The sequence below is a fragment of the Rothia koreensis genome (genome assembly GCF_004136575.1).
Classification (GTDB): domain Bacteria; phylum Actinomycetota; class Actinomycetes; order Actinomycetales; family Micrococcaceae; genus Rothia; species Rothia koreensis.
In genome coordinates, this window is sequence record NZ_NOIQ01000001.1 from 79,835 (window position 1) to 103,350 (window position 23,516).

The window sequence follows — 23,516 nt, forward strand, 5'->3', positions numbered from 1 at the left end:
GATGCGAGGTGATCACCCCTCCCATCGCGCCGCCGTCGAGATCGAGCCCATGACGGCGTCGGTCGTGCGGAGGCGGTCGCTGGCCCGAGTCGCGTGGTGCGGACTGTTCGCCGCCTGTGCCGCGGCGGCCGTTCTGGCGTCGTTGCGCTTCGGTTCCAACGGGCTGTCAGGTTCCGACGTCGTCGAGGTCTTCCGCGGCGCGGGCTCGGCAACGGCTCGAACCATCGTGATGGAACAACGGATACCCCGCACCCTTCTGGGCCTGCTCTGCGGTGCGGCGCTCGGAGTCGCCGGATCCCTCATGCAGTCGCTGACGCGCAACCCTCTGGCGGAACCAGGGCTGATGGGCGTCAACGCGGGTGCCTCCGTCGCCGTCGTGCTCTCGGTGGTGCTCTTCGGCCCGCAGAACATCCACGTCTACATGTCGGCGGCGCTCGGAGGAGCGGCCGTGGCCGGCGCCGGGGTCTTCGTCCTGGGTCGTGGGGAAACGGGGTCAATCGTCCGGCTGGCGCTCGCGGGTGTCGCTCTCTCCGCGGCCCTGGCCGCGGCCAACCAGGCGTTGGTCCTGTCCAACCGGGACGCCTTCGATGAGTTCCGGCTCTGGGTTGCCGGCTCCCTCGAAGGGCGGGATGTCACGGTCGTGGAGTCGATCGGCCCCATGGTCGCGGTGGGTTTGGTCTTGGCCGTGGCCATTGCCCCTTCGATCAATGCGTTGGCTCTCGGGGAGGAGTCCGGCGTCGCCCTCGGCGTGCGGCTCGCCAGGACTCAGACGATCACTCTTGTCTCCGTGGCTCTGCTGACGGGTGCGGCCACCGCGGCGATGGGGCCGGTGGCCTTTGTGGGACTTGCCGTCCCGTTCGTGGTCCGCCGGGCGGTGGGAAATGACGTCCGCTGGGTCAATGCTGGGTCCCTGCTCCTGGGCCCCGCGTGGTTGCTGGCCGCTGATGTTCTGGCTCGAGTCGTCATCGCCCCTGAGGAAACGCAGGTGGGAATCATCGCGACCCTGGCCGGCGGCCCGCTGTTCATGGCGATGATGTCCGGTCGGCAGGTGAGGTCGCTGTGAGTGCCGCAAGGAACCGCTCTGGCGGCGGCAGAGGGCTGTTCCGCAAGGACATGTCGGGCCGATCCGTTGTCTCGATCAGGCGGGTCATCCACGCGGACTTCCCGGTCCGCCAGCTGGTCGTGCACCTCCTTCTGGCTCTGCTTCTGGCGGCGGTCGCGGGTTGGGCCATGACACAGGGCGAACGAAACCTTGGCCCCTCCGGCGTCTACGAGGCGCTCATGGGCAGGGGAGACCGTCTCAACGTCTACTTCGTGAACCAAGTCCGGCTGCCCCGGGTGGCCGCGGCGATCGCGGTGGGTGCCGCGCTGGGTCTTTCCGGTGCGACGTTCCAGATTCTGTCCGGGAACCCCCTGGGCAGCCCCGATGTCATCGGCTTCACTCATGGCGCGGCCACGGGGGCGTTGCTGCAGATTCTCGTGTTCGACGCCGGCCCGTTCGGCGTCGCGGCAGGAGCGATCCTCGGCGGATTCGGCACGGGCCTCATCATCTACCTGTTGACCCGGCACACCGGTCTGCGAGGATACCGCCTCGTTCTGATCGGAATAGGCACCGGTGCGACCTTGGGGGCAGTCAACTCACTCCTGGTGGTTCGGGCGTCGTTGACGCAGGCGCAGACGGCGGCCTCCTGGCTCGCCGGGTCCCTGAACACCATGAATTGGAGCAAGACGCTCTTGATCGCGTCCGGGCTCCTGATCCTGTCGCCGGTCCTGATGAAGGCTTCCGGTCCGCTGGCGATGCTCCGGTTCGGGGACCAGCTCGCCGTCGGAAGGGGAGTGCGAGTCAACGCGTGGCGAGTCACGGGCATGTTCGTCGGAGTTCTCCTGGTCGGTCTGGCCACGGCGATGACCGGTCCGCTGGCGTTTGTGGCCCTGGCAGCCCCGCACATCGGCAGGAGCCTCACCGCGTCGCGTGGCGCGGGACTCACGACCGCGGCACTGATGGGCGCGGTCATCGTTCTTTGCTCGGATGTCGCGGGCCAGCACCTTCTCCCCGTTTCGCTCAATGCGGGCGTGGTAACCGGCGCTCTGGGCGGGCTGTATCTGGTGTATCTGATCATCGTGGAACGGAGACGAGCGTGAGCAGCATGAACGCACGGGCGAGCAGATTGCGCGCAGAGGGGATGACCGTGGGCTACGGCCACGACGCCGTGCTCTCGAAACTCGACTTCCAGGTTCCCGACGGCGAGCTGACGGTGATTCTGGGGCCGAACGCTTGTGGGAAGTCGACCCTGCTCAAATCGTTGTCACGGGTGCTGACCCCATCGGCGGGGAAGATCTTCCTGGACGACGTCGCCATGGAAAAGAGCCGCACCAAGGACATCGCCCGGGTTCTGGCCATGTTGCCGCAGATTCCGGAGGCTCCCTCGGGGGTGAGCGTCGCCGACGTCGTCGCTCGCGGGCGCTACCCGCATCAGTCTCTATTGCGCGCGTGGACCGACGACGACGAACGCGCGTGTGTCGACGCGATGACCGCGGCGAATGTTCTACCGCTCAGGGAACGGTCGCTGGAAGAGCTCTCCGGCGGTCAACGCCAGAGGGTCTGGATCGCGATGACTCTGGCTCAGGACACGCCCCTGATCCTCCTCGACGAACCCACCACGTATCTGGACATCACTCATCAGATCGAGGTGCTCAATCTGACTCGCCGGCTCCACGGGGCCGGCCGCACGATCGTCATGGTTCTCCACGACCTCAACCTCGCGTTCAGATATGCCACGCGGGTCGTGATGATGCGGGACGGGCGGATCATCTCCGAGGGCAGCCCCCACGAGATCGTGGACGCTGACCTGATCGCCCGGGTGTTCGACCTCGAGGCCTTGGTGGTGGCCGATCCGGTGACTGGTGCACCCATGGTCGTCCCCGCGGAAAGTACTTTGTAACCGATACTAAGGTTACCTTAAATGCGAGAGTAGGCTACCTTAAGCATGTACCAAGGGTCGGCGTTATCACGGTCTGGTTCGACCGCGCGAGTGCGGGTCGCGACCGGACACCGTTACGGCCTCTGGGCACCATTCGCATTCAGAAAACTATGAGGATCACTATGTTTTCCTACAACAACTTCCGCCCTCGGGGCTTCAAGGTATGGGCGACTGTCTCCGCGGCAACGGCCCTGACTTTCGCAGGAACGTTGACCGCGGCTCAGGCCGACGGGGCAATGTCTCCGGCGGCTCCGGCTCACGGCTCTGCTTCGGCAACGTGCGAATACCGCAGTTTTGACGTCCGTGCCGAACAGACCCAAGGTCTGCCAGGGCAGTACCAGCTGGCGTATTCGAAAAAGAACGACGCGCTCTGGGCAACCGGTACCGTCCTTGGCGGAGCAAGCACCACGGCCACTCTCGCCAAGATTGATCCGCAGACCATGAAGGTCGAGAAGACCGTTGCTCTGGACACCGTGCCCTACGTTCCGAAGCACGCGACCGAGCCCGCCGGCGTCCAACTCAAGGGAGCCTTCGGGATCGATGTTGACGATGCGAACAACACCGTATGGGTGACCAATACCGTCGCGAATGAGGTCACGGTATACGACCAGGCCACCCTGAAGGAGGTCTTCTCCACCTCCAAGCTCTCGCAGGACGAGCGTGCGAAGATCGACTTCGCCCATCCGCGCGAAGTTCGTGTTGCCGACGGCAAGGCATTCGTGGGCGTTCGTGGTTCCGTGCTGGTCTTCGACACGAAGACTTACGCATTCCTGCAGAAGATCACCGTGGCCGATGTTGAGGACAAGACCACCGCCGTGATGAATATGTGGGTGGACGAGTCGGAGGGGAGGGCCTACTTCCCGGTGCGTATGAGGGATGAGGTCAAGATCTATGACCTGAAAGATCTCTCGCAGCCGCTTCAGGTGGTCAAGCTCCACAAGCAGGACCCGGGGGCCAATCTCTACGCATCCGATGTTGTGGTGGATCACTCCCTCAACGAAATATACGTTTCGTCCCAGGGCGACAAGGGGAAGAACTCTGGTGTGGGCGTCTATGACAAGACCACGGGCGAGTTCAAGGCGTGGATCGATCTTGGTGGAAGGGCGCTGTCTCTGGATGCGGATGAGGACAACGACGTCGTGTACCTCACCGATTTCGATGGCAAGTCTACGGACAAGGGCGTCTACGTGATCGACGGCCGTACCCACACGGTTGCGGCCTCCGTCGCCAAGAATTCCTCGGATGCTCCCTTCGGCGTCAACGATGTTGTTGTGACACCCAAGGGCGTGTTCGCCGTGGACAAGGGCGGGGCATACAAGAACGCGGAGGTTCCCTTCACGATCGATTACCGCACCGGAAAATTCACCACCGCGTCGACGTCCGTCAAGGGCGTGCAGAACAAAGCCTCTGAGGGTGCACCCGCCGACTGGCAGCCCGCCGAGCCGACCCCGATCAACGCTGACACTCTCGTCAAATTGACCGCGTCGCCGACTGGAACCGTCAAGGGCCAGACGAAGACTGTGACGGGCTCCGAAGCGAACGTCAAGACGGTCGAGTCCAGGCAGGATGCAGAGGCCAAGGTCACGGGTGCCACCGTGGTCTCCGAGGGTCAGGCCATCAAGGTGTCGGGGACGGGGTGGAAATACCCGAAGGGGGCTGAAGGGTCCACGATCGCCGTCAAGTACGACCGCGGCAAGGTCTCCATCAACGGCGATGCAGTGATTGGCACCGTGGAGGCAGACGCCGAAGGCAATTGGTCTATCGAGCTACCTTACCCGACCGCCGACAATTCCACCGTCAAGGACGCGTCCTGGGGCCCGGGAACCTCGCACACGCTCTCCTTCCTCTCGGGCTCCATCAAGGAGGGTGATACGTCCCGTGGCGCGAACCTCGACATCACCATCGCCCAGCCGACCTGTGGCGCACCGGAAACGATGCACGTGACCCCAACGAACAGGGACTTCCAGGGATACGGAACACTGGTCGATTCGAAGGTCGGTGAAATGGCGCCTGCTCCTGCCGACCCGGTGAAGCCGGAACCGATGCCGGCTCCGAGCCCGAGTGAGCCGGTCAAGCAGGAACCGATGCCGAACCCGAGCCCGAGCGAGCCGGTCAAGCAGGAGCCGATGCCGAACCCGAGCCCTAGCGAGCCGGTCAAGCAGGAGCCGATGCCGGCTCCGGCGTCCTCGACCGACGGAGATTCGAAGGGTTCTGGCGCAGGAAACACCGAGCAGGACCCCGGGAAGAGGGCTTCCGAGGCCGGTGGCCAGGCCCAGGGCCAGCCGGGCGCCGGGCAGCAGGGCGCCGGGCAGCAGGGTCCCCAGGCCGGTGGCCAGGGGCAGACCCAGGTTCAGCAGGACCCCGGGCAGAAGACCCCCGAGGCAGGTGGCCAGGGGCAGACCCAGGGTCAGCAGGGCTCCACCACGAAGTCCACCGGGGCGGCCCCCGGTGAGACCGGAGATGGTGCCAGCACGAAGGAAGGCGGATCGTCCGCCGCCACGGGAGATCCTGCAAGCGCCGGCGATGACGGCCAGAAGGCTCCGGAGAACAACGCTCCCGAGAATTCTGGCGATCACGGTAACGCCGGTGCCGCCGCAAGCGGCAACACCATGAACAACAACGGCGGGGCGTCGGGCACCTCCGGCTCCCCGAGCCAGAGCGGGACGAACGGGTCGGGAACGGCTTCCCAAACCTCGACCCCTTCGAACAACTCCGCGCCTGCCGCGCAGTCCAGCCTGGCCCACACCGGTGCCGGGAAGCTGATGTGGGTTGCCGGATTGGGTGCCGCGGCACTGGCCACCGGTGTTGCGGTGGTGGCGCTCCGACGCAAGAAGGCCCACTGATCGGGTGACGCGCTGAGCGCACCCGACGCATCCCTCTGGGCGTCCTGAGAATCGGGGCCGAGGCGGTTCGTGCTGTTCCGCCTCGGCCCCGGTCATCGTTTCGAATGAGGCAGGGGTGACGAACGTCAAGTCCTTCCCGGCGTCTCGGCTCGTCTGGCCCTGTCCGGGTGGAGTTCGCTTGTGATAGCCTTGAATACTTGTGTGGGCCCACTCGGCCTGCGCTCAACCACGGGTTTTTCGTGCCAGTGCATAATGCCGCTGTCAACGGGCGCATTCGCCCGCCATCGAAGCGGGACCAGATGTTCCTGGCATGGACGGCCCCAGGCGCAACCGCCAACTTCCGTTCCTCGAGATACGGCAGACCGGTGCGTCAACCATCCCGAACACAGTGTTCCGCAAGGCCCACGTCGCGTCAGTCGGGCAACCGACGGCGTCGTGAGAACCAGCGAGACGACAGGAGTACTCAGTGATTCAGCAAGAGTCACGGCTCAAGGTCGCCGACAACACGGGAGCCAAGGAAATCCTTGCTATCCGTATTCTCGGTGGATCAGGCCGTCGCTATGCAGGTATTGGTGACATCATCGTCGCCACCGTCAAGGACGCAATTCCTGGCGGAAACGTCAAGAAGGGTGACGTCGTCAAGGCAGTCATCGTTCGTACCAAGAAGGAGACCCGTCGTTCAGACGGTTCCTACATCAAGTTCGATGAGAACTCGGCAGTGATCCTCAAGAACACCGACGGCGACCCCCGCGGTACCCGTATCTTCGGGCCGATCGGGCGCGAGCTGCGCGAGAAGCGGTTCATGAAGATCATTTCGCTTGCTCCGGAGGTGCTCTAACTTATGGCCAAGATCAAGAGCGGTGACCTCGTGCAGGTCATTTCTGGTTCCGAGAAGGGCAAGCAGGGCAAGGTCCTGAAGGTGTTCCCCGCAACCAACCGCGTGCTCGTCGAGGGCGTCAAGGTTGTCACCAAGCACACCAAGGCCAACCCCAACACCGGTGAAGGTGGCGGCATTCAGAAGGTCGAGGCCGCGATCCACGTTTCGAACGTCGCGATCGTCGACCCCGAGACCAAGAAGCCCAGCCGCGTTGGCTACCGCGAAGAGACCGTAGAGCGTGACGGACGCAATCGCACCGTTCGCGTGCGCGTGTCCAAGAGCTCGGGTAAGGACCTCTAATGACCGAAACCAAGATCACCCCAAGCCTCAAGACCAAGTTCAAGGACGAGGTTGTCCCCGCACTGCAGGAGCAGTTCAACTACGGCAACCCCATGCAGTCGCCGAAACTCGTCAAGGTCGTCGTCAACATGGGTGTCGGAGAAGCAGCACGCGACTCCAAGCTCATCGATTCGGCCGTCCAGGACCTGACCCTGATTACGGGTCAGAAGCCGCAGGTGACCCGCGCCAAGAAGTCGATCGCCCAGTTCAAGCTGCGCGAAGGCCAGCCCATCGGCTGCCACGCGACTCTTCGCGGCGACCGTATGTGGGAGTTCCTCGACCGTCTGATCTCCCTGGCCCTCCCGCGAATCCGCGACTTCCGCGGCCTCTCGGACCGCCAGTTCGACGGCAACGGCAACTACACCTTCGGTCTGACCGAGCAGTCCATGTTCCACGAAATCGATCAGGATTCGATCGATCGCGTGCGCGGTATGGACATCACCGTGGTCACCACCGCCAAGACAGACGACGAGGGTCGCGCGCTGCTCCGCCAGCTCGGCTTCCCGTTCAAGACCAACTAACTGCTACGTTTCAGGTCCGCCTTCGGAACTCCGGAGAGCGGAAACCGTAACGGGGAAGGGCAAGTGCCCACATGACCATGACAGATCCTGTCGCAGACATGCTGACGCGTCTGCGCAACGCAAACTCGGCACACCACGATTCCGTGTCCATGCCGTACTCCAAGCTCAAGGCCCGGATCGCTGACATCCTCAAGGCCGAGGGCTACATCAAGGACTGGCACGAGGAAGAGGCCCGGGTCGGCAAGACCCTGGCCCTCGAACTCAAGTTCGGTCCCAGCCGCGAGTCCTCCATCGTCGGAGTTCGTCGCATTTCCAAGCCGGGCCTGCGCGTCTACGCAAAGTCCACCAACCTGCCCCAGGTTTTCGGTGGACTCGGCATCGCCATCCTGTCCACCTCTTCGGGGCTGCTGACCAACAAGCAGGCCTCCAAGAAGGGCGTGGGCGGCGAAGTCCTGGCGTACGTCTGGTAGTCGGTCACAAGAGAAAGGAAGAGAATAATGTCACGTATTGGACGTCTCCCCATCTCGGTGCCGGCTGGTGTTGAGGTCAAGATCGACGGCTCCCTCGTGAGCGTCAAGGGTCCCAAGGGAGAACTCTCCCAGGAGATCGCCTCGCCGATCACCGTCTCCCTCGATGGAGACACCCTCACTGTCAACCGTCCCGACGACGAGCGCGAATCCCGTTCGCTGCACGGCCTGAGCCGGACGCTGATCAACAACATGATCGTCGGCGTCTCCGAGGGCTACACCAAGAAGCTCGAGATCGTCGGCACCGGTTACCGCGTGCTGGCCAAAGGCACCGACCTGGAATTCGCTCTGGGCTACAGCCACCCCGTCTTCGTGAAGGCTCCGGAAGGAATCACCTTCACCGTGGAGGGCAACAACAAGCTCACCGTTTCCGGTATCCACAAGCAGCAGGTCGGCCAGGTGGCCTCCAACATCCGTAGCCTCCGCGCGCCCGACCCCTACAAGGGCAAGGGTGTTCGCTACGAGGGCGAGCAGATCCGCCGCAAGGTCGGAAAGGCTGGTAAGTAAACATGGCTAACAAGACGAAGTTCGCCGCTCGCAAGCGTCGCCACGTGCGCGTTCGCAAGCACGTCTCGGGCAGCGCCGCGCGTCCCCGTCTCTCGGTGTTCCGGTCGACCAAGCACATGTTCGTGCAGGTCATCGACGATACCCAGGGCAACACGCTGGCTTCGGCCTCCACTCTGGAAGCCGAACTGCGCTCCGCAACCGATATGGACAAGACCGCAAAGGCCAAGCGCGTGGGCGAACTGATCGCCGAGCGTGCCAAGGCAGCCGGTATCGAGTCCGTCGTATTCGATCGTGGCGGCAACAAGTACCACGGCCGTGTGGCCGCTGTTGCTGAAGGCGCCCGGGAAGGTGGGCTGGCACTGTGAGCGAGCAGACCGCAAACGAAAAGGAAAATCAGGTGGCAGAGAACAACGCTGCAACCGAGAACTCCGAGAATGACAACTCCTCGAAGCGCGACGACCGTCGCGGCGGCAACCGCGGTGAGCGCGGCGGCCGTGGTCGCAATGACCGCAATGATCGGGGTGGCCGCGGTGGACGCGGTGGCCGCGATGAGGAGAAGGACAAGTACATCGAGCGCGTGGTGACCATCAACCGCGTGTCGAAGGTCGTCAAGGGCGGCCGTCGCTTCAGCTTCACCGCTCTCGTCGTCGTCGGCGACGGCAGCGGCCTGGTGGGCGTCGGCTACGGCAAGGCCAAGGAAGTTCCCTCGGCCATCGCCAAGGGCGTCGAGGAAGCGAAGAAGAACTTCTTCCGCGTTCCCCGCGTCGAGGACCGCACCATCCCGCACCGCGTGCAGGGTGAGGCGGCGGCCGGCGTCGTCATGCTCCGTCCCGCAACCGCTGGTACCGGTGTTATCGCCGGTGGTCCGGTGCGTGCGGTACTCGAGTGCGCCGGCATCCACGATGTGCTGTCCAAGTCCCTCGGTTCCGCGAACCAGATCAACATCGTGCACGCGGCCATCGAGGCCCTGCGTCAGCTGGAAGAACCCGCTGCTGTTGCGGCCCGCCGTGGCCTGCCCAACGACGAGGTCATCCCCAGCTACCTTCGGCGCGATGAGAAGGCAGGTGCGTAATGTCCGGTAAGCGTATTCAGCCCAGCGATTCCCAGCTGGAGATCACGCAGATGAAGTCCTATGTCGGCCAGAAGCAGAACATGCGCGATACTCTGCGCTCACTGGGGCTCAAGCGTCCGGGCAACAAGGTTGTCCGCACCGCCGACCCGGTGACCTGCGGTATGGTCAACACCGTCGCTCACCTCGTGAAGGTTGAGGAGGTCAAGTAAACATGGCAGATACCAACGAAGAGCGCCAGGCCATCAAGCTCCATGATCTGCGTCCGGCCCAGGGATCGCACAAGGCCAAGACCCGTGTGGGTCGCGGCGAAGCATCCAAGGGCAAGACCGCTGGTCGTGGTACCAAGGGCACCAAGGCTCGTTACCAGGTCCCGGCAGGTTTCGAGGGCGGGCAGCTTCCGCTGCACATGCGCCTTCCGAAGCTGCGCGGCTTCAAGAACCCGTTCCGTGTCGAGTACCAGGTCGTGAACCTGGCTCGCATCGCGGAGCTCTACCCCGAGGGCGGCGACATCACCGTCGAGTCCCTCGTGGAGAAGGGCGCGGTTCGCAAGAACCAGCCCGTCAAGGTTCTGGGCGAGGGCGAACTGACCGTCAAGGTCAACGTCACCGCCGACAAGTTCTCCGCTTCCGCTGCGGAGAAGATCCAGGCCGCCGGTGGTACCGCCACCGCGACAGGCAAGTAGAACTGCGATCGAGCTGATGCTCGAAGCCAGTATGTAGAGGCGAGGTCCCTCCCCGGACGCCCCGGGGAGGGGCCTCGCCTTGTCTGCACCCGAACGTGGTTCAACGGGGTGACAGACGCAATCGACCCCCTGCGACGCATTGCCGTTAGACTTACGGGGGACATGGGGGACTGATGTCTGCTCCACCTGGAGCATCGACACCAGTCCCAATGAACGAATTCTTACAGGAGGCCAAGTGCTCGGCGCTTTCGGACGGGCGTTCAAAACCCCCGACCTACGACGCAAGCTGCTGTTCACGCTCGCGGTCATTGTGATTTACCGCGCCGGTACTTTCGTGCCAGCGCCGGGCGTTGACTACGGGAACGTGCAACAGTGCATCGCCATGGGAGGCACCACCGGCGGCATCTACGACATGGTGAATCTCTTCAGCGGTGGCGCACTCCTCCAGCTGTCGATCTTCGCCCTGGGTGTGATGCCCTACATCACGGCGTCGATCATCGTGCAGCTCCTGCGCGTGGTCATCCCCAGATTCCAGGAGCTCCACGAAGAGGGCGGCCAAGGGCAGCAGAAACTGACCCAGTACACGCGCTATCTGACCATGGGGCTCGCGCTGCTGAACGCGACGACGATCATCTCGTTGGCTCGCTCCGGCGCGCTGCTGGGGAACTGCCCTCTGCCGGTCATTCCCGACGACTCGATCATCATGATCCTCGTGATCATCGTGACCCTGACCGCCGGAACGGGCCTCATCATGTGGCTCGGTGAGCAGATCACCGAGAAGGGCGTCGGCAACGGCATGTCCTTGCTGATTTTCACCTCGATAGCTGCATCCTTCCCGTCGGCCCTCGGCCAGATCTTCAAGACCCAGGGCTGGGGAGTCTTCGCCGCCATCCTCGGAATCGGCTTGCTGGTGATCATTGCCGTGGTCTACGTGGAGCAGTCCCAGCGCCGAATCCCGGTGCAGTACGCGAAGCGCATGGTCGGCCGCAGGACGATCGGCGGTACGACCACGTACATTCCGCTCAAGGTCAACATGGCCGGCGTGATCCCCGTGATCTTCTCATCGTCGCTGCTCATGTTGCCTGGGCTCGTCGGCCAGTTCGCAACCCCCAAGGACGGCACTCCGCCACCCGAATGGGTCAACTGGATCAACTCGAACCTCGTCAAGGGCGACCATCCGCTCTACATGATCCTGTACTTCCTGCTGATCGTCGGATTCGCGTACTTCTACGTGTCCATCACGTTCAACCCGCAGGAAGTCTCGGACAACATGAAGAAGTACGGCGGCTTCATTCCCGGCATCCGTGCGGGCAGGCCGACCGAACGGTACCTTGGTTATGTTCTGAATCGCATCACGCTTCCGGGCTCCCTGTATCTCGGGATCGTTGCGCTCATCCCGCTGATCGCATTGGTGATGTTCAACGCGAACCAGAACTTCCCGTTCGGCGGCACTTCGTTGCTGATCGTGGTCGGCGTCGGTCTGGACACCATCAAGCAGATCGATGCCCAGTTGCAACAACGACACTATGAAGGACTTCTGCGATGAATCGTCTGCTCATCGTCGGGCCGCCAGGCGCCGGCAAGGGAACCCAGGCCGCCAGGATCTCGGAGGAGTTGTCCGTCCCGGCCATCTCCACCGGGGACATCTTCCGGGCCAATATCAAGGAAGAGACTGACCTGGGCCGCGAGGCCAAGCAGTACATGGACGCCGGCAACCTGGTTCCGGACTCGGTCACCAACCGTATGGTGCGTGACCGTCTCGGTCAGGAGGATGCCCAACAGGGTTTCCTGCTGGACGGATACCCCCGAAACACCGCGCAGGTCGAGGAGCTCGATTCGATCCTCGAGGACCTCGGCCAGAAGATCGACGGGGTGCTCCTCCTGACGGCCGACACCGAGGAGCTCGTCCAGCGTCTGCTCGGACGTGCGGAACAGCAGGGCCGCAGCGACGACACGGAAGAAGTCATCCGGCACCGCCTGGACGTCTACGCCGAGGAAACGGAACCCATTGTGGGACTGTACGAAGCCCGCGGCATCGTGACCCGGGTGGACGGCCTCGGAAGCATCGATGACGTGACCGACCGACTGCTGGCCGCAGTCCGGTAGTTTCGACTGCGCGCTCACGAAGCGCCGGCTGCGGGCCCCTGACCCTCCTGGTCAGGGGCCCGCAGGTCTTTCTGGCCGTCCGTTGCGCTGTCGAGCTCAACCTGGCGGTCACAGCCAAACCATCCCTACTCCCGGAAAGCCGCACCCATGTTCGGTCGACGAAAAATCCAGTACAAGACCAACCAAGAATTGCGCGCGATGGTGCGCGCCGGCGTCGTCACCTCCCAGGCCCTCGACGCCGCCGTGGAGGCCACGGCCCCCGGCGTCACGACCGCCGAACTGGATCGCACCTTCCGCGACGTTCTGGACCGGAACGGCGCGACCTCCAATTTTCTGGGGTACTACGGCTTCCCGGCGACCATCTGCGCCTCGCCGAACGACGTCGTGGTGCACGGCATCCCCAACGATCGGCCGCTCGAGGACGGTGACATTGTCTCCATCGACGGGGGAGCGATCGTCGATGGATGGCACGGTGACTCCGCGCGTACGGTCCTCGTCGGCGAGACAAGCCGCCAGGACGCAGAGCTGTCCGAGATGACGCGGGCAGCCATGTGGCGGGGAATCGCGGCCGCGGCCACAGCCCAGCGTGTCGGAGAGATCGGAGCGGCCATCGAGTCCTTCGTTCGCAAGGAAGCCGGCGGAACCTACGGAATCGTCGAAGAGTACGTGGGCCACGGCATCGGAACCGAAATGCACATGGCGCCGGACGTTCCCAATTACCGGACTCGTGATTCAGGTCCCAGGATCAAGCCTGGAATGGCTCTGGCCATCGAACCTATGCTTGTGACAGGATCGACGCAGACCGAGGTCCTCGACGACGACTGGACGGTCAAAACCGTTGACGGCTCGCATGCCAGCCAATGGGAACACTCGGTCGCCTTCCACAGGGACGGCATCTGGGTTCTCACCGCAGAAGACGGCGGCGCGAATGAGCTGGCCGCGCTGGGGGTCACCGTGGCCCCGATTCCCGACTGATCATCGCATCACACACCGCACACAGGAAAAGGGGCACCTCCGTGTCATCCGAGACTTCTACCCCGGTAGAGATCACCGCCAAACCCGAACCGGGAAAGATCCTGCTCAAGGCACCCCGTCGGGGCAAGCCGCCGCGCCATATCGCCGACATGGATCTCGCCGGGCGCAAGGAGTTCCTCAAGGAACTGGGCCACCAGCCGTTCCGTGCCTCCCAGCTCTCCAAACACTACTTCGAGCGTCTGGTGGACGATCCTCAGGAAATGACGGATCTCCCGGCGAGCTCGCGGGAGCAGATTGTCGCGGATGCGATGCCCAACCTGCTCACGACCGTCAACACTCTCGAGGCCGACGGCGGCGACACCCTCAAGATGGTGCACCGCCTCTTCGACGGTGCCCTGGTCGAGTCCGTGATCATGCGCTATTCGAACAGGGTGACGATGTGCATCTCCTCCCAGGCGGGGTGCGGCATGAACTGTCCCTTCTGTGCGACCGGTCAGGCCGGCCTGACGCGCAACCTTTCGACCGCCGAAATCGTCGAGCAGGTGGTTGCGGGGGCTCGCATGGTCAAGAAGATGAGCGGACTGGACGGTGCCGAGGACGGTCCGGAGGAAACCAAACCGCTGCGCATCTCCAACATCGTGTTCATGGGCATGGGGGAGGCCCTGGCGAACTACAAGTCCTCTCTGGGCGCAGTGCATCGATTGATCGACCCGTCCCCCGAGGGAATGGGGATTTCGGCCCGGAACATCACAATGTCCACGGTTGGTCTCGTCCCCGGGATGTACAAGTTCACCCAGGAGAACATCCCCGTGACGCTCGCATTGTCCCTCCATGCTCCGGATGACGAGTTGCGTGACGAGCTCATTCCCATCAACAACCGGTGGAAGGTCGATGAGGCGCTGGACTCGGCCTATGACTACTACCGCAAGACCGGTCGTCGGGTCTCGATCGAGTACGCGCTGATCAGAGACATCAACGATCAGGGCTGGAGAGCGGACCTGCTCGGAAAGAAACTCGCCCAGCGCGGCCGTGGGTGGGTCCACGTCAACCCGATCCCACTCAACCCGACGCCCGGATCCAAGTGGACGGCGTCGCGCCCCGGCGTCGAACAGAACTTCGTCGAGCGTCTTCGCGCACACGGCATCCCGACCACCGTTCGTGACACCCGTGGTTCGGACATCGATGGTGCCTGCGGGCAGCTCGCTGCCGCGAGCTGACGGACTCGCCGTCTGGCGAGGAACGTCACAGCCCTTCGCGGGGTAGCTCGGAGTTAACATACCGCCAGGTATGGCGTACACTTGTGTGTTGGTTGTGTCTGCCGTGTGCGCGCACTGCGCGCCGAGGCGGCAGAAAGAATCATTCAATTGCTCCTCGCCCACTGCGTGGAGCACCGACGTTAGCGGAGGATATGGCCAAGAAAGACGGCGTAATCGAGATAGAGGGCTCTGTGCTGGAGGCTCTGCCCAACGCGATGTTCCGCGTTGAGCTGGACAACGGCCACAAGGTTCTCGCACACATCTCCGGAAAGATGCGTCAGCACTACATCAGGATCCTTCCCGAGGACCGTGTTGTTGTTGAACTCTCTCCGTACGATCTCTCGCGTGGTCGCATCGTCTACCGCTACAAGTAGATCTCATGCCCGCCTCGAGCGGAGTGTGAAGGGCACCGCCCCTCAAGGGTGGTGCCTGTCTGCGTGGACGGGATTCGACGACGCGTGGAATCCCGTAACAACTACAAGTTGCAACAACGCAAAGGAAAGCGATGAAGGTTCAGCCGAGCGTGAAGCCCATCTGCGATAGCTGCAAAGTGATCCGCCGCCACGGCGTGGTCATGGTTATCTGCAGTAACCCGCGCCACAAGCAGCGTCAGGGCTAATAGCTTTCGACGCAGCCGGTCACCGCCGGCACCCAGGAAAAGGCACCGCTCCCCATCAGTGGGATACCTCCGGATACAGAGGCCGGAGACCGGGGAAACCCGGGCAGTGATGCTGTAAACCTCTGGATCAACTACAAGGAGAACCGCCACTATGGCTCGTCTCGCAGGAGTGGATCTTCCCCGCGAAAAGCGCGTGGAAATTGCTCTCACGTACATTTACGGCGTGGGTAGGACCCGCGCACTCGAGGCCCTGACCAGCACCGGCGTCAGCCCGGATATCCGCGTCAAGGACCTCTCCGACGCCCAGCTCGTTCAGCTGCGTGACTACATCGAGGAAAACCTCAAGGTCGAGGGCGACCTCCGCCGCGAGGTAGCCGCCGACATTCGGCGCAAGGTCGAGATCGGCAGCTACCAGGGACTCCGCCACCGCCGCGGCCTTCCCGTGCACGGACAGCGCACCAAGACCAACGCGCGTACCCGCAAGGGACCGAAGCGCACGGTTGCCGGCAAGAAGAAGTAATCACACTTTCGCGTAGGAGAAGTTTTTAATGCCCCCAAAGACTCGTGCTGCGGCCGCTCGTAAGCCTCGCCGCAAGGACAAGAAGAATATTGTTGCCGGTCAGGCGCACATCAAGTCCACGTTCAACAACACCATCGTTTCGATCACCGACCCCTCGGGTGCCGTGATTTCCTGGTCCTCGGCCGGTGAAATGGGCTTCAAGGGTTCGCGCAAGTCGACCCCGTACGCCGCCCAGATGGCTGCCGAGTCCGCTGCAAAGCGCGCTCAGGAGCACGGCGTCCGCAAGGTTGACGTGTTCGTCAAGGGTCCGGGCTCGGGCCGCGAAACCGCTATCCGTTCGCTCCAGGCCACTGGCCTCGAGGTCGGGTCCATCTCCGATGTGACCCCGAGCGCGCACAACGGTTGCCGCCCCCCGAAGCGTCGCCGCGTCTGATTCAGGCGCAGCCGTCCGCCAGGCTGGTGTATCCCGTGTTTGGGAAACGCAGGCCTGGGTCTCATGGCTCTCGTCATGAGGCATCCGGGTGCCGCAACCGCGGCCCCTTATCCCTTGTTTTCCCCAACCTGTGTTGCGTCATATAGCGGATGCTCGCTGAAAGGAAACATCAGTGCTCATTGCACAGCGCCCCACCCTGAGTGAAGAAGTTGTAGCGGACAACCGCTCGCGCTTCACGATCTCGCCCCTCGAACCCGGATTCGGCTACACGCTGGGCAACTCCCTGCGTCGCACGCTCCTGTCCTCGATCCCCGGTGCCGCCGTGACCAGCATCCGCATTGACGGCGTGCTGCACGAATTCTCGACGGTGGACGGTGTCAAGGAAGATGTCACCGAGATCATCCTGAACATCAAGCAGCTGTCGGTCTCCTCCGAGAACGACGAGCCGGTCATCGCCTACCTGCGCAAGCAGGGCCCGGGCGAGCTGACCGCTGCAGACATCGAGGTTCCGGCCGGCGTGGAGATCCACAACCCGGAGCTGCACCTCGCAACCCTGAACGCTCAGGGCAGCTTCAACGCGGAGCTCACGATCGAGCGCGGTCGTGGTTACGTTTCGGCATCGCAGAACAAGGCCGGAACCGGTGAGTCGGAGGTCGGCAGGATCCCCGTCGACTCGATCTACTCCCCGGTCCTCAAGGTCACCTTCCGTGTGGCCGCGACCCGTGTCGAGCAGCGCACCGACTTCGACAGCCTCGTGCTCGACGTCGAGACCAAGGAAGCCATCGCCCCGCGCGATGCCGTCGCCTCCGCAGGAAGCACCCTGGTCGAGCTGTTCGGTCTTGCTCGTGAACTGAACACCGAGGCCGAAGGCATCGAGGTCGGACCGTCCCCCGCGGACGAGTCCATGGCCGCCGACATGGCACTGCCCATCGAGGACCTCGACATGTCCGTGCGTTCGTACAACTGCTTGAAGCGTGAGGGCATCCACACCGTGGGTGAACTCGTGACGCGTTCCGAGGCAGATCTGATGGACATCCGGAATTTCGGTGCCAAGTCCATCGACGAGGTCAAGGACAAGCTGGCTGAGCTGGGGATGTCCCTGAAGGATTCGCCCGCGGGCTTCGACCTGGCGGCCCGCGCGGCCGAGGCCGAAGAAGTCGACGAGGAAGACTCCTTCTGACCCCTCGGGCGGTGACCAGCCGACCACAGCCAACATCAAATCTTTGGTCCCCGCGAGGTGAGTTCGCGGGAACCATGACCAATGGAGAGAAACTGATATGCCTACTCCCACCAAGGGGCCGCGCCTCGGCGGCAGCCCCACGCACCAGCGCCTGATTCTGGCGAACATGTCCCAGCAGCTCTTCGAGCACAAGCGCATCACCACCACGGTGACCAAGGCCAAGCGTCTTCGCCCCGTGGCCGAGCGTCTGATCACCTTCGCCAAGCGCGGGGATCTGGCCGCCCGCCGTCGTGTGATGCGTTCCCTGACCGACAAGTCGGTTGTGCACGAACTGTTCACGACCATTGCCCCGGCCATGGCGGATCGCCCCGGTGGCTACACCCGGATCACCAAGATCGGTGCTCGCCAGGGTGACAACGCTCCGATGGCCGTCATCGAGCTCGTCATGGAGCCCGTTGCGTCCAAGTCCGTGGTGGACGAAGCCACGCAGGCGGCCAACGCTGCCGCGACCGCAAACCAGTCCGGCGCCGCTGAGTCCGCTCAGGCTCCGGCTGAGACTGCGGCCGCAGAGCCCGTCGTCGAAGAGGCAGCCGCCCCGGCCGCCGATTCCGACCTCCCTGCAGGTGCCCACGCTCCACTCGAGTCCGGAGAAGCCCCCGAAGGGTTCGAGGTCAAGGGCAACCGCGATTCCATGAAGTACCACGTTCCCGGTTCGCGCTGGTACACCAGCACCCGCGCCGAGATCTGGTTCGACAACGCTGAGTCCGCCGTGGCCGCCGGTTACGCGCCGGCAGGCGGCGCCGCAGCCCAGAAGGTCTCCGAGTAGGGACCGCTATCGCGTGCACTGCACGCGGCCCTCATGGCCCCGTCCACCCGTGGTGGACGGGGCCATTTCTTCGATGGTGTGAAACCCCAGCATGAAGGAAGAACGATGACCCCTACGGAGAACGACGGCGGGCCTCCCGAGATCCGAGCCTCCACTCGCCTCAACGAGGCTCCGGAGCCCGGCCGGAGCCTTGGAGCCGAGTCGCCCCTGGGCGCCGACGAGCGACCTGCGACGCAGCACGCCGCCGGCGACAATGGTCCATTGATCCGTCGTATTCGTATGGACCTTGCCTACGACGGTTCGGTCTTTTCGGGATGGGCCAAGCAGCCCTCGCTCGTGACGGTCGAGGGCTCCTTGGAAGAAGCGGCCCGCCTGGTCCTGCGTCATGATGTGAGATTCACGGTCGCGGGACGCACCGACGCGGGTGTGCATGCAGATCACCAGGTCGTGCATTTCGACGTGCCCGACTTCGTATGGGAGGGGCTGGCCGCGAGACGGGCCAAGAGCGGCGACGGCCAGTCCGATACGCCCGAGCAGGCCCTGGTGCGCAAGATGAACGGTGCCCTGGGCCGGGTCCTGTCCGCGGTCGCGGCTCCGCTGCGTCCGGGAGCGCGAGGAGCTGCGTCGGGCGCCGTCGTCGTTCGTTCGGCCAGAGCCGTGCCGTCGGATTTCGACGCCCGCTTTTCGGCGCTGTCGCGCTCATACACCTATCGGATCGCGGATGGCCTGGAGAGACAGAGCCCTCTGAACAGGACGACGTCGTATTGGTGCCGTCAGCCGCTGGAGATCGATGTGCTGAATGCGGCAGGGGAGCGCCTGCTCGGTCTCCACGATTTTCTGTCCTTCTGCAAGCCCCGTCCTGGAGCCACGACGATCCGGGACCTGCACTCGGTGCGGTTCGAGCGCAATGACCAAGGGCTCATCGAGGCGAGAATCAGCGCCGATGCCTTCTGCCACAACATGGTCCGGTCGATCGTGGGGTCTTGCGTTCTCGTGGCTCAGGGAGTGCGCGACTTCGACTGGCTCGATTCCAGGATCGAGACGCCCGCCCGCGATTCCAGCGTCCGCTTGGCGCCCCCGGAAGGCCTGGTCCTCGAATCCATCAGCTATCCGGCCGATCCGAACGAGTGGGGCCCGCGGGCCCGAATGACTCGTTCCCGGCGCCCGGAGCGTTGAGCGGCCGACCATGAAGCGTGGTCTCCGTGCGACTGATGTGGGCGAAATCGCCATGGTATGGCTCCTGGCTGTGGATTAAGCGCAGATACTCCGGTATAGTTACTAGCTGTTGTGCGTGTCCCACCTCGGTTCATGCGTTGTGTCTTGTCCGCCCAGTTGCAGGGCAGAGGGATGAGCCCAACGGCGAGACTTCGGGACGGAACGGATGTTGTCTGGCCCTCACCCAGACCCCTTCGAGCGCACCTGATCTGGCGTGACACCCAACTAGCGCCAATGAAGTAATTCCGACACGAAGGCAAAATAACGTGCGTACGTACACTCCGAAGCCCGGCGACATCGATCGCCAGTGGCATGTCATCGACGCCACCGACGTTGTCCTGGGTCGCCTTGCCAGCCAGACCGCAACACTGCTGCGCGGCAAGCACAAGCCGACCTTTGCTCCCAACATGGACACCGGTGACTTCGTCATCATCATCAATGCCGAGAAGGTTGCTCTGACGGGTGCCAAGCTCGAGAAGAAGCGCGCCTACCGCCACACCGGTTACCCGGGTGGCCTGCGTTCCGTCTCCTACACCGAGTTGCTGGAAAAGAACCCGGTCAAGGCCGTCGAGAAGGCCGTCAAGGGCATGCTTCCCAAGAACAAGCTCGCGGCCGAGCAAATCAAGAAGCTCAAGGTCTACGCCGGTGCCGAGCACCCGCACGCTGCCCAGCAGCCCAAGACCTACGAGTTCGAGCAGATCGCCCAGTAATCGGGCCTACGAAGACAACTACAAGGAGAAATCGTGGCTCAGGATACTGAAGACCAGATCACCACCGAGGGCGTGGAGGCGACCAGCTACACCTCAGAGTCCTCCGCCCCCGTCGTCGAGACCGCTCCGACCGAAAGGCCGGCCCTGACCGTTTCGGGCGCTGCCGTCGGTCGTCGCAAGCAGGCCGTCGCCCGCGTTCGCGTCGTCCCCGGATCGGGACAGTGGACCGTCAACGGCCGCCCGCTGGACGTCTACTTCCCGAACAAGCTGCACCAGCAGGAAGTCAACGACCCGTTCAAGCTCCTCGAGCTCGAGGGTGCCTACGACGTCATCGCCCGCGTTCACGGTGGTGGCCCCTCCGGCCAGGCCGGTGCGATGCGTCTCGGCGTTGCTCGTGCACTGAACGAGATCGACCTCGAGAACAACCGTCCGGCCCTGAAGAAGGCCGGCTTCCTGACTCGTGACGCCCGCGTCATCGAGCGCAAGAAGGCAGGTCTCAAGAAGGCCCGCAAGGCTTCGCAGTTCTCCAAGCGCTAAAGCTTCCGGAGTACTCCTCAACCCCTCGCCGTCCTCCGGGCGGCGAGGGGTTTTGCGTGTTCAGGGACCTCCGAAGCTCTCGGCCCCGGCGTCGGTTCGGCCCCCGGTGCGAGGTCTGTGCCGCGGGACCGCATAAAATGGGCGTGTCCGCACTGGGGAAAGGAAAGAGGTTCAATGTCGAACACTCATCGAAACAAGGCGTCCAAGTCTTCCGGCACGGAAGCGACGAGCCACGCTGCTGAACCGCAGGTTTCCGAAGCGAGTCGGCGCGCTGCCGAACAGGTCACGGTCCGGGGCACCCGAGACCGAGCGAGCGGTGAGGAAGCCACGCCGGCGGTGGCCGAGGCCCTGAAAAAGCAGGAGAGGCGAGTCTCGGTCACGGAGGACTACGCCGCCGAGCTGGACGAGATCGCCTCGCTGCAGCATCGGCTCAAGAAGGAGCACTCGACGTCGGAAGTATGGAAGATCGGCTATCCGTACGAAGAGAAGCTCAAGCGCAAGGAGTACGAGAAGGCCAAGCGCGCCCTTCAGATCGAGTTGCTGAAACTCCAATTGTGGGTCAAAGAGACCGGGCAGAAGATCCTTCTCATCTTCGAGGGCCGTGACGCCGCCGGAAAAGGTGGCTCCATCAAGCGGTTCACGGAGCATCTGAACCCGCGTGGGTCGCGAGTGGTGGCTCTGGAGAAGCCGACTGAGATCGAACAGACCCAGTGGTACTTCCAGCGATACGTCCAGCACCTTCCTTCCGGCGGCGAAATCGTGCTGATGGACCGTTCCTGGTACAACCGGGCCGGTGTCGAACGTGTGATGGGGTACTGCACCCCGCAGCAGTACTACGAGTTCATGAGGCAGGCCCCGGAGCTGGAGCGGATGCTGGTCAACTCCGGAATCAAACTCATCAAATTCTGGTTCTCGGTCACCCGCGCCGAGCAGGTGGCCCGCTTCGAGGCGCGACGGACCGATCCCGTGCGCCAGTGGAAACTTTCCCCGACGGACTTGGCGTCCCTGGACAAGTGGGACGACTACACCGAGGCCAAGGAAGCCATGTTCTTCTACACGAACACCGGCGATGCCCCGTGGACGATCGTGAAATCCAATGACAAGAAGAGGGCCCGGCTCGAAGCGATGCGGTACGTGCTGTCCCAATTCGAATACCCGAACAAGGATCACGAGGTGGTTGGGTCTCCCGACCCACTGATCGTTGGCCCCGCCTCGGACGTCTTCGAAGCGGAAGAGGGCAACAACCGGGATGGGTTTCCGGTAGTCAAATCGGAGGATAGCGGTTCACATGCGTAGAATGTCTTGCGATGTCTAGATTATTTGGAACCGACGGTGTGCGTGCGCGCGCCAACAGCGAGCAGATGAGCGCCCGCTCGTCGCTCGAGTTGGCCCAGGCCGCCGCCGTCGTACTCGGATTCGACCAGGTTCCCGGTGGGGAACGACCCAAGGCAGTCATCGCCCATGATTCCCGCGTCAGCGGTGAGTTCATCGGGGCGGCCATCATGGCGGGACTGGCGTCCTCGGGGGTCGACGTCTACGACGCCGGGATGCTTCCGACACCCGCGGCGGCCTACCTGGTGGCGGATCTGGAGGCCGACTTCGGCGTCATGATCTCCGCCTCGCACAACCCCTTCTACGACAACGGGATCAAGTTCCTGGCGCGGGGCGGGAAGAAGCTTCCCGACGCCGTGGAGGACAGGATCGAGACCCTCTTCAGGTCGCAGGATTTCCGGTTCCCGGACGGCGGCCAGGTCGGCAAGATCTCTCGATTCTCCGACGCCGAGGACAGGTACGTCACGCACCTGCTGTCGACGTTGCCCGGTCGGCTCTCCCTGGATGGGCTGAACATTGTGGTCGACTGCGCGAACGGTGCTGCCTCCGGATGCTCTCCGGACGCCTTCCGCATCGCCGGCGCGCGGGTTCACGTCGTCGCTGCCGAACCCAATGGTACGAACATCAACGACGGCGTCGGATCCACTCACTTGGAAGGACTCCAAGCCAAGGTCAAGGAGCTGGGCGCGGACCTCGGGATCGCTCACGACGGCGACGCCGACCGCTGCCTGGCCGTGGACGAACGCGGTGAGGTCGTGGACGGGGACACCATCATGTCAGTTCTCGCGCTGGCTCGCAGGGACGCGGGCAAGCTCAAGGACAACACACTGGTGGCGACCGTGATGACCAACCTCGGCATGGAGAAGTACCTGGAATCCGAGGGCGTGAAGATGGTGCGCACCAAGGTGGGGGACCGCTACGTCCTGGAAGCCATGAACGACAACGGCTACACCCTGGGCGGCGAACAGTCTGGTCACGTCATCATGAGCGACTATGCCACCACGGGTGACGGCATCCTCACCGGGCTCCACCTGGCGGCCGAGGTGAGCCGCACGGGGCTCTCCCTGTCGACGCTGTCCCACAGGTTCGAGCGTGCGCCCCAGACCATGATCAACGTCCCCAACGTCGACAAAACCGCGACCGGCACCTGCGAGCCCGTCCAGAACGCCATCAAGGCCGTGGAAGACGAGCTCGGCAAGGACGGTCGCGTTCTTCTGCGCCCGTCCGGTACCGAGCCCCTGGTTCGAGTCATGGTCGAGGGCCCCGACCAGGAGACCGTGGACCGTCACGCGGCACGATTGGCCGACGTCGTGGCCAAGGAACTGGCGCTGGTGACTGCCCCGTAACGGACTCGCCCCGGCGACTGTCCACGACTAAGGCCCCGCACCGACGAATCGGTGCGGGGCCTTCTTGGTTCCTGACTGTGAAATGCGCCGCGGCTACAAATATTCTTCGACG

At 63.6% G+C, this 23,516-nt stretch carries 28 protein-coding genes; all 28 read left to right on the forward strand.

The genetic code is table 11. From position 1 onward, the window contains the following. Position 1: 1 nt before the first annotated feature. The 28 genes from EWU68_RS00390 (at position 2) to glmM (ending at position 23,404) form a co-directional block, all read left to right on the forward strand. Positions 2-1,063 (forward strand): FecCD family ABC transporter permease, encoded by a 1,062-nt coding sequence (locus tag EWU68_RS00390; RefSeq protein ID WP_238692224.1) that lies wholly within the window; start codon positions 2-4, stop codon positions 1,061-1,063. Beyond that, positions 1,060-2,142 carry a FecCD family ABC transporter permease gene (locus tag EWU68_RS00395; protein ID WP_238692225.1) on the forward strand — a complete coding sequence of 361 codons (1,083 nt, stop codon included), beginning with the start codon at positions 1,060-1,062 and terminating at the stop codon, positions 2,140-2,142. The genes EWU68_RS00390 and EWU68_RS00395 overlap by 4 nt, the downstream gene beginning before the upstream one ends. Before the next feature lie 5 nt (positions 2,143-2,147). Continuing rightward, complete coding sequence (locus tag EWU68_RS00400) at positions 2,148-2,942, forward strand: ABC transporter ATP-binding protein (RefSeq protein ID WP_129314463.1); 795 nt, start codon at positions 2,148-2,150, stop codon at positions 2,940-2,942. Positions 2,943-3,103: 161 nt separating this feature from the next. Further along, the gene (locus EWU68_RS00405; protein ID WP_129313908.1) at positions 3,104-5,824 is read left to right on the forward strand and encodes a YncE family protein; all 2,721 of its coding nucleotides are present in this window, start codon (positions 3,104-3,106) and stop codon (positions 5,822-5,824) included. Between the two features lie 466 nt (positions 5,825-6,290). Further along, complete coding sequence (gene rplN / locus EWU68_RS00410; RefSeq protein WP_129313909.1) at positions 6,291-6,662, forward strand: 50S ribosomal protein L14; 372 nt, start codon at positions 6,291-6,293, stop codon at positions 6,660-6,662. Between the two features lie 3 nt (positions 6,663-6,665). Continuing rightward, positions 6,666-7,001, forward strand: a complete 336-nt coding sequence (rplX, locus tag EWU68_RS00415) for a 50S ribosomal protein L24 (protein ID WP_129313910.1) — start codon at positions 6,666-6,668, stop codon at positions 6,999-7,001. Further along, the gene (rplE, locus tag EWU68_RS00420) at positions 7,001-7,561 is read left to right on the forward strand and encodes a 50S ribosomal protein L5 (protein ID WP_129313911.1); all 561 of its coding nucleotides are present in this window, start codon (positions 7,001-7,003) and stop codon (positions 7,559-7,561) included. Before rplX ends, rplE begins: the two co-directional genes overlap by 1 nt. Positions 7,562-7,632: 71 nt before the next feature. Then, complete coding sequence (gene rpsH, locus EWU68_RS00425; RefSeq protein ID WP_129313912.1) at positions 7,633-8,031, forward strand: 30S ribosomal protein S8; 399 nt, start codon at positions 7,633-7,635, stop codon at positions 8,029-8,031. A gap of 27 nt (positions 8,032-8,058) precedes the next feature. After that, complete coding sequence (gene rplF / locus EWU68_RS00430; protein ID WP_129313913.1) at positions 8,059-8,595, forward strand: 50S ribosomal protein L6; 537 nt, start codon at positions 8,059-8,061, stop codon at positions 8,593-8,595. Positions 8,596-8,597: 2 nt separating this feature from the next. Continuing rightward, the gene (gene rplR / locus EWU68_RS00435) at positions 8,598-8,960 is read left to right on the forward strand and encodes a 50S ribosomal protein L18 (RefSeq protein ID WP_129313914.1); all 363 of its coding nucleotides are present in this window, start codon (positions 8,598-8,600) and stop codon (positions 8,958-8,960) included. Further along, complete coding sequence (gene rpsE, locus EWU68_RS00440; protein WP_129313915.1) at positions 8,957-9,667, forward strand: 30S ribosomal protein S5; 711 nt, start codon at positions 8,957-8,959, stop codon at positions 9,665-9,667. The genes rplR and rpsE overlap by 4 nt, the downstream gene beginning before the upstream one ends. Then, positions 9,667-9,876 carry a 50S ribosomal protein L30 gene (rpmD, locus tag EWU68_RS00445; RefSeq protein WP_129313916.1) on the forward strand — a complete coding sequence of 70 codons (210 nt, stop codon included), beginning with the start codon at positions 9,667-9,669 and terminating at the stop codon, positions 9,874-9,876. The genes rpsE and rpmD overlap by 1 nt, the downstream gene beginning before the upstream one ends. 2 nt (positions 9,877-9,878) lie before the next feature. After that, on the forward strand, positions 9,879-10,349 hold the full coding sequence (gene rplO, locus EWU68_RS00450) for a 50S ribosomal protein L15 (protein WP_129313917.1): 471 nt from the start codon (positions 9,879-9,881) through the stop codon (positions 10,347-10,349). 235 nt (positions 10,350-10,584) lie between these two features. Continuing rightward, a complete protein-coding gene (secY, locus tag EWU68_RS00455) occupies positions 10,585-11,895 on the forward strand; it encodes a preprotein translocase subunit SecY (RefSeq protein ID WP_129313918.1) in 1,311 nt (436 codons plus the stop codon). Then, positions 11,892-12,455 carry an adenylate kinase gene (locus tag EWU68_RS00460; protein WP_129313919.1) on the forward strand — a complete coding sequence of 188 codons (564 nt, stop codon included), beginning with the start codon at positions 11,892-11,894 and terminating at the stop codon, positions 12,453-12,455. The genes secY and EWU68_RS00460 overlap by 4 nt, the downstream gene beginning before the upstream one ends. 147 nt (positions 12,456-12,602) lie before the next feature. Continuing rightward, a complete protein-coding gene (gene map, locus EWU68_RS00465; protein ID WP_129313920.1) occupies positions 12,603-13,430 on the forward strand; it encodes a type I methionyl aminopeptidase in 828 nt (275 codons plus the stop codon). 41 nt (positions 13,431-13,471) lie between these two features. After that, positions 13,472-14,647, forward strand: coding sequence for a dual-specificity RNA methyltransferase RlmN (gene rlmN / locus EWU68_RS00470; protein ID WP_238692226.1), 1,176 nt, complete (start codon positions 13,472-13,474; stop codon positions 14,645-14,647). A gap of 191 nt (positions 14,648-14,838) precedes the next feature. Further along, positions 14,839-15,060 carry a translation initiation factor IF-1 gene (gene infA / locus EWU68_RS00475; RefSeq protein ID WP_129313922.1) on the forward strand — a complete coding sequence of 74 codons (222 nt, stop codon included), beginning with the start codon at positions 14,839-14,841 and terminating at the stop codon, positions 15,058-15,060. A gap of 131 nt (positions 15,061-15,191) precedes the next feature. Then, complete coding sequence (gene rpmJ / locus EWU68_RS00480) at positions 15,192-15,305, forward strand: 50S ribosomal protein L36 (protein WP_030014999.1); 114 nt, start codon at positions 15,192-15,194, stop codon at positions 15,303-15,305. A gap of 151 nt (positions 15,306-15,456) precedes the next feature. After that, positions 15,457-15,825 carry a 30S ribosomal protein S13 gene (rpsM, locus tag EWU68_RS00485; protein WP_129313923.1) on the forward strand — a complete coding sequence of 123 codons (369 nt, stop codon included), beginning with the start codon at positions 15,457-15,459 and terminating at the stop codon, positions 15,823-15,825. A gap of 28 nt (positions 15,826-15,853) precedes the next feature. After that, complete coding sequence (rpsK, locus tag EWU68_RS00490) at positions 15,854-16,258, forward strand: 30S ribosomal protein S11 (RefSeq protein WP_129313924.1); 405 nt, start codon at positions 15,854-15,856, stop codon at positions 16,256-16,258. Positions 16,259-16,430: 172 nt separating this feature from the next. Further along, the gene (locus EWU68_RS00495) at positions 16,431-17,438 is read left to right on the forward strand and encodes a DNA-directed RNA polymerase subunit alpha (RefSeq protein ID WP_129313925.1); all 1,008 of its coding nucleotides are present in this window, start codon (positions 16,431-16,433) and stop codon (positions 17,436-17,438) included. A 97-nt stretch (positions 17,439-17,535) separates the two neighbouring features. After that, positions 17,536-18,264 (forward strand): 50S ribosomal protein L17, sunset domain variant, encoded by a 729-nt coding sequence (rplQ, locus tag EWU68_RS00500; protein ID WP_129313926.1) that lies wholly within the window; start codon positions 17,536-17,538, stop codon positions 18,262-18,264. A 105-nt stretch (positions 18,265-18,369) separates the two neighbouring features. Further along, entirely contained in the window at positions 18,370-19,440 is a 1,071-nt protein-coding gene (locus EWU68_RS00505) for a tRNA pseudouridine synthase A (protein WP_238692227.1), read from the forward strand. A 305-nt stretch (positions 19,441-19,745) separates the two neighbouring features. Beyond that, positions 19,746-20,189: a 50S ribosomal protein L13 gene (gene rplM / locus EWU68_RS00510; protein ID WP_129313927.1), complete on the forward strand. Its 444-nt coding sequence runs from the start codon at positions 19,746-19,748 to the stop codon at positions 20,187-20,189. 33 nt (positions 20,190-20,222) lie between these two features. Continuing rightward, positions 20,223-20,726 (forward strand): 30S ribosomal protein S9, encoded by a 504-nt coding sequence (gene rpsI, locus EWU68_RS00515; RefSeq protein WP_129313928.1) that lies wholly within the window; start codon positions 20,223-20,225, stop codon positions 20,724-20,726. Between the two features lie 174 nt (positions 20,727-20,900). After that, positions 20,901-22,022 carry a polyphosphate kinase 2 gene (gene ppk2 / locus EWU68_RS00520; protein ID WP_129313929.1) on the forward strand — a complete coding sequence of 374 codons (1,122 nt, stop codon included), beginning with the start codon at positions 20,901-20,903 and terminating at the stop codon, positions 22,020-22,022. A gap of 11 nt (positions 22,023-22,033) precedes the next feature. Further along, positions 22,034-23,404, forward strand: coding sequence for a phosphoglucosamine mutase (gene glmM, locus EWU68_RS00525; RefSeq protein WP_129313930.1), 1,371 nt, complete (start codon positions 22,034-22,036; stop codon positions 23,402-23,404). Positions 23,405-23,516 lie beyond the last annotated feature (112 nt).

Excerpts from the sequence above, each read along its gene's own strand:
- rplE (WP_129313911.1), top strand. The coding sequence starts at position 7,001 with ATGACCGAAACCAAGATCACCCCAAGCCTCAAGACCAAGTTCAAGGAC.
- rplO (WP_129313917.1), top strand. The coding sequence starts at position 9,879 with ATGGCAGATACCAACGAAGAGCGCCAGGCCATCAAGCTCCATGATCTG.
- EWU68_RS00400 (WP_129314463.1), top strand. The coding sequence starts at position 2,148 with ATGAACGCACGGGCGAGCAGATTGCGCGCAGAGGGGATGACCGTGGGC.
- glmM (WP_129313930.1), top strand. The coding sequence starts at position 22,034 with ATGTCTAGATTATTTGGAACCGACGGTGTGCGTGCGCGCGCCAACAGC.
- EWU68_RS00405 (WP_129313908.1), top strand. The coding sequence starts at position 3,104 with ATGTTTTCCTACAACAACTTCCGCCCTCGGGGCTTCAAGGTATGGGCG.
- EWU68_RS00390 (WP_238692224.1), top strand. The coding sequence starts at position 2 with ATGCGAGGTGATCACCCCTCCCATCGCGCCGCCGTCGAGATCGAGCCC.
- EWU68_RS00505 (WP_238692227.1), top strand. The coding sequence starts at position 18,370 with ATGACCCCTACGGAGAACGACGGCGGGCCTCCCGAGATCCGAGCCTCC.
- rplF (WP_129313913.1), top strand. The coding sequence starts at position 8,059 with ATGTCACGTATTGGACGTCTCCCCATCTCGGTGCCGGCTGGTGTTGAG.
- rpsH (WP_129313912.1), top strand. The coding sequence starts at position 7,633 with ATGACCATGACAGATCCTGTCGCAGACATGCTGACGCGTCTGCGCAAC.
- infA (WP_129313922.1), top strand. The coding sequence starts at position 14,839 with ATGGCCAAGAAAGACGGCGTAATCGAGATAGAGGGCTCTGTGCTGGAG.
- rplQ (WP_129313926.1), top strand. The coding sequence starts at position 17,536 with ATGCCTACTCCCACCAAGGGGCCGCGCCTCGGCGGCAGCCCCACGCAC.
- rpsK (WP_129313924.1), top strand. The coding sequence starts at position 15,854 with ATGCCCCCAAAGACTCGTGCTGCGGCCGCTCGTAAGCCTCGCCGCAAG.
- EWU68_RS00460 (WP_129313919.1), top strand. The coding sequence starts at position 11,892 with ATGAATCGTCTGCTCATCGTCGGGCCGCCAGGCGCCGGCAAGGGAACC.
- map (WP_129313920.1), top strand. The coding sequence starts at position 12,603 with ATGTTCGGTCGACGAAAAATCCAGTACAAGACCAACCAAGAATTGCGC.
- rpmD (WP_129313916.1), top strand. The coding sequence starts at position 9,667 with ATGTCCGGTAAGCGTATTCAGCCCAGCGATTCCCAGCTGGAGATCACG.
- rpsM (WP_129313923.1), top strand. The coding sequence starts at position 15,457 with ATGGCTCGTCTCGCAGGAGTGGATCTTCCCCGCGAAAAGCGCGTGGAA.
- rpmJ (WP_030014999.1), top strand. The coding sequence starts at position 15,192 with ATGAAGGTTCAGCCGAGCGTGAAGCCCATCTGCGATAGCTGCAAAGTG.
- ppk2 (WP_129313929.1), top strand. The coding sequence starts at position 20,901 with ATGTCGAACACTCATCGAAACAAGGCGTCCAAGTCTTCCGGCACGGAA.
- rplX (WP_129313910.1), top strand. The coding sequence starts at position 6,666 with ATGGCCAAGATCAAGAGCGGTGACCTCGTGCAGGTCATTTCTGGTTCC.
- rplR (WP_129313914.1), top strand. The coding sequence starts at position 8,598 with ATGGCTAACAAGACGAAGTTCGCCGCTCGCAAGCGTCGCCACGTGCGC.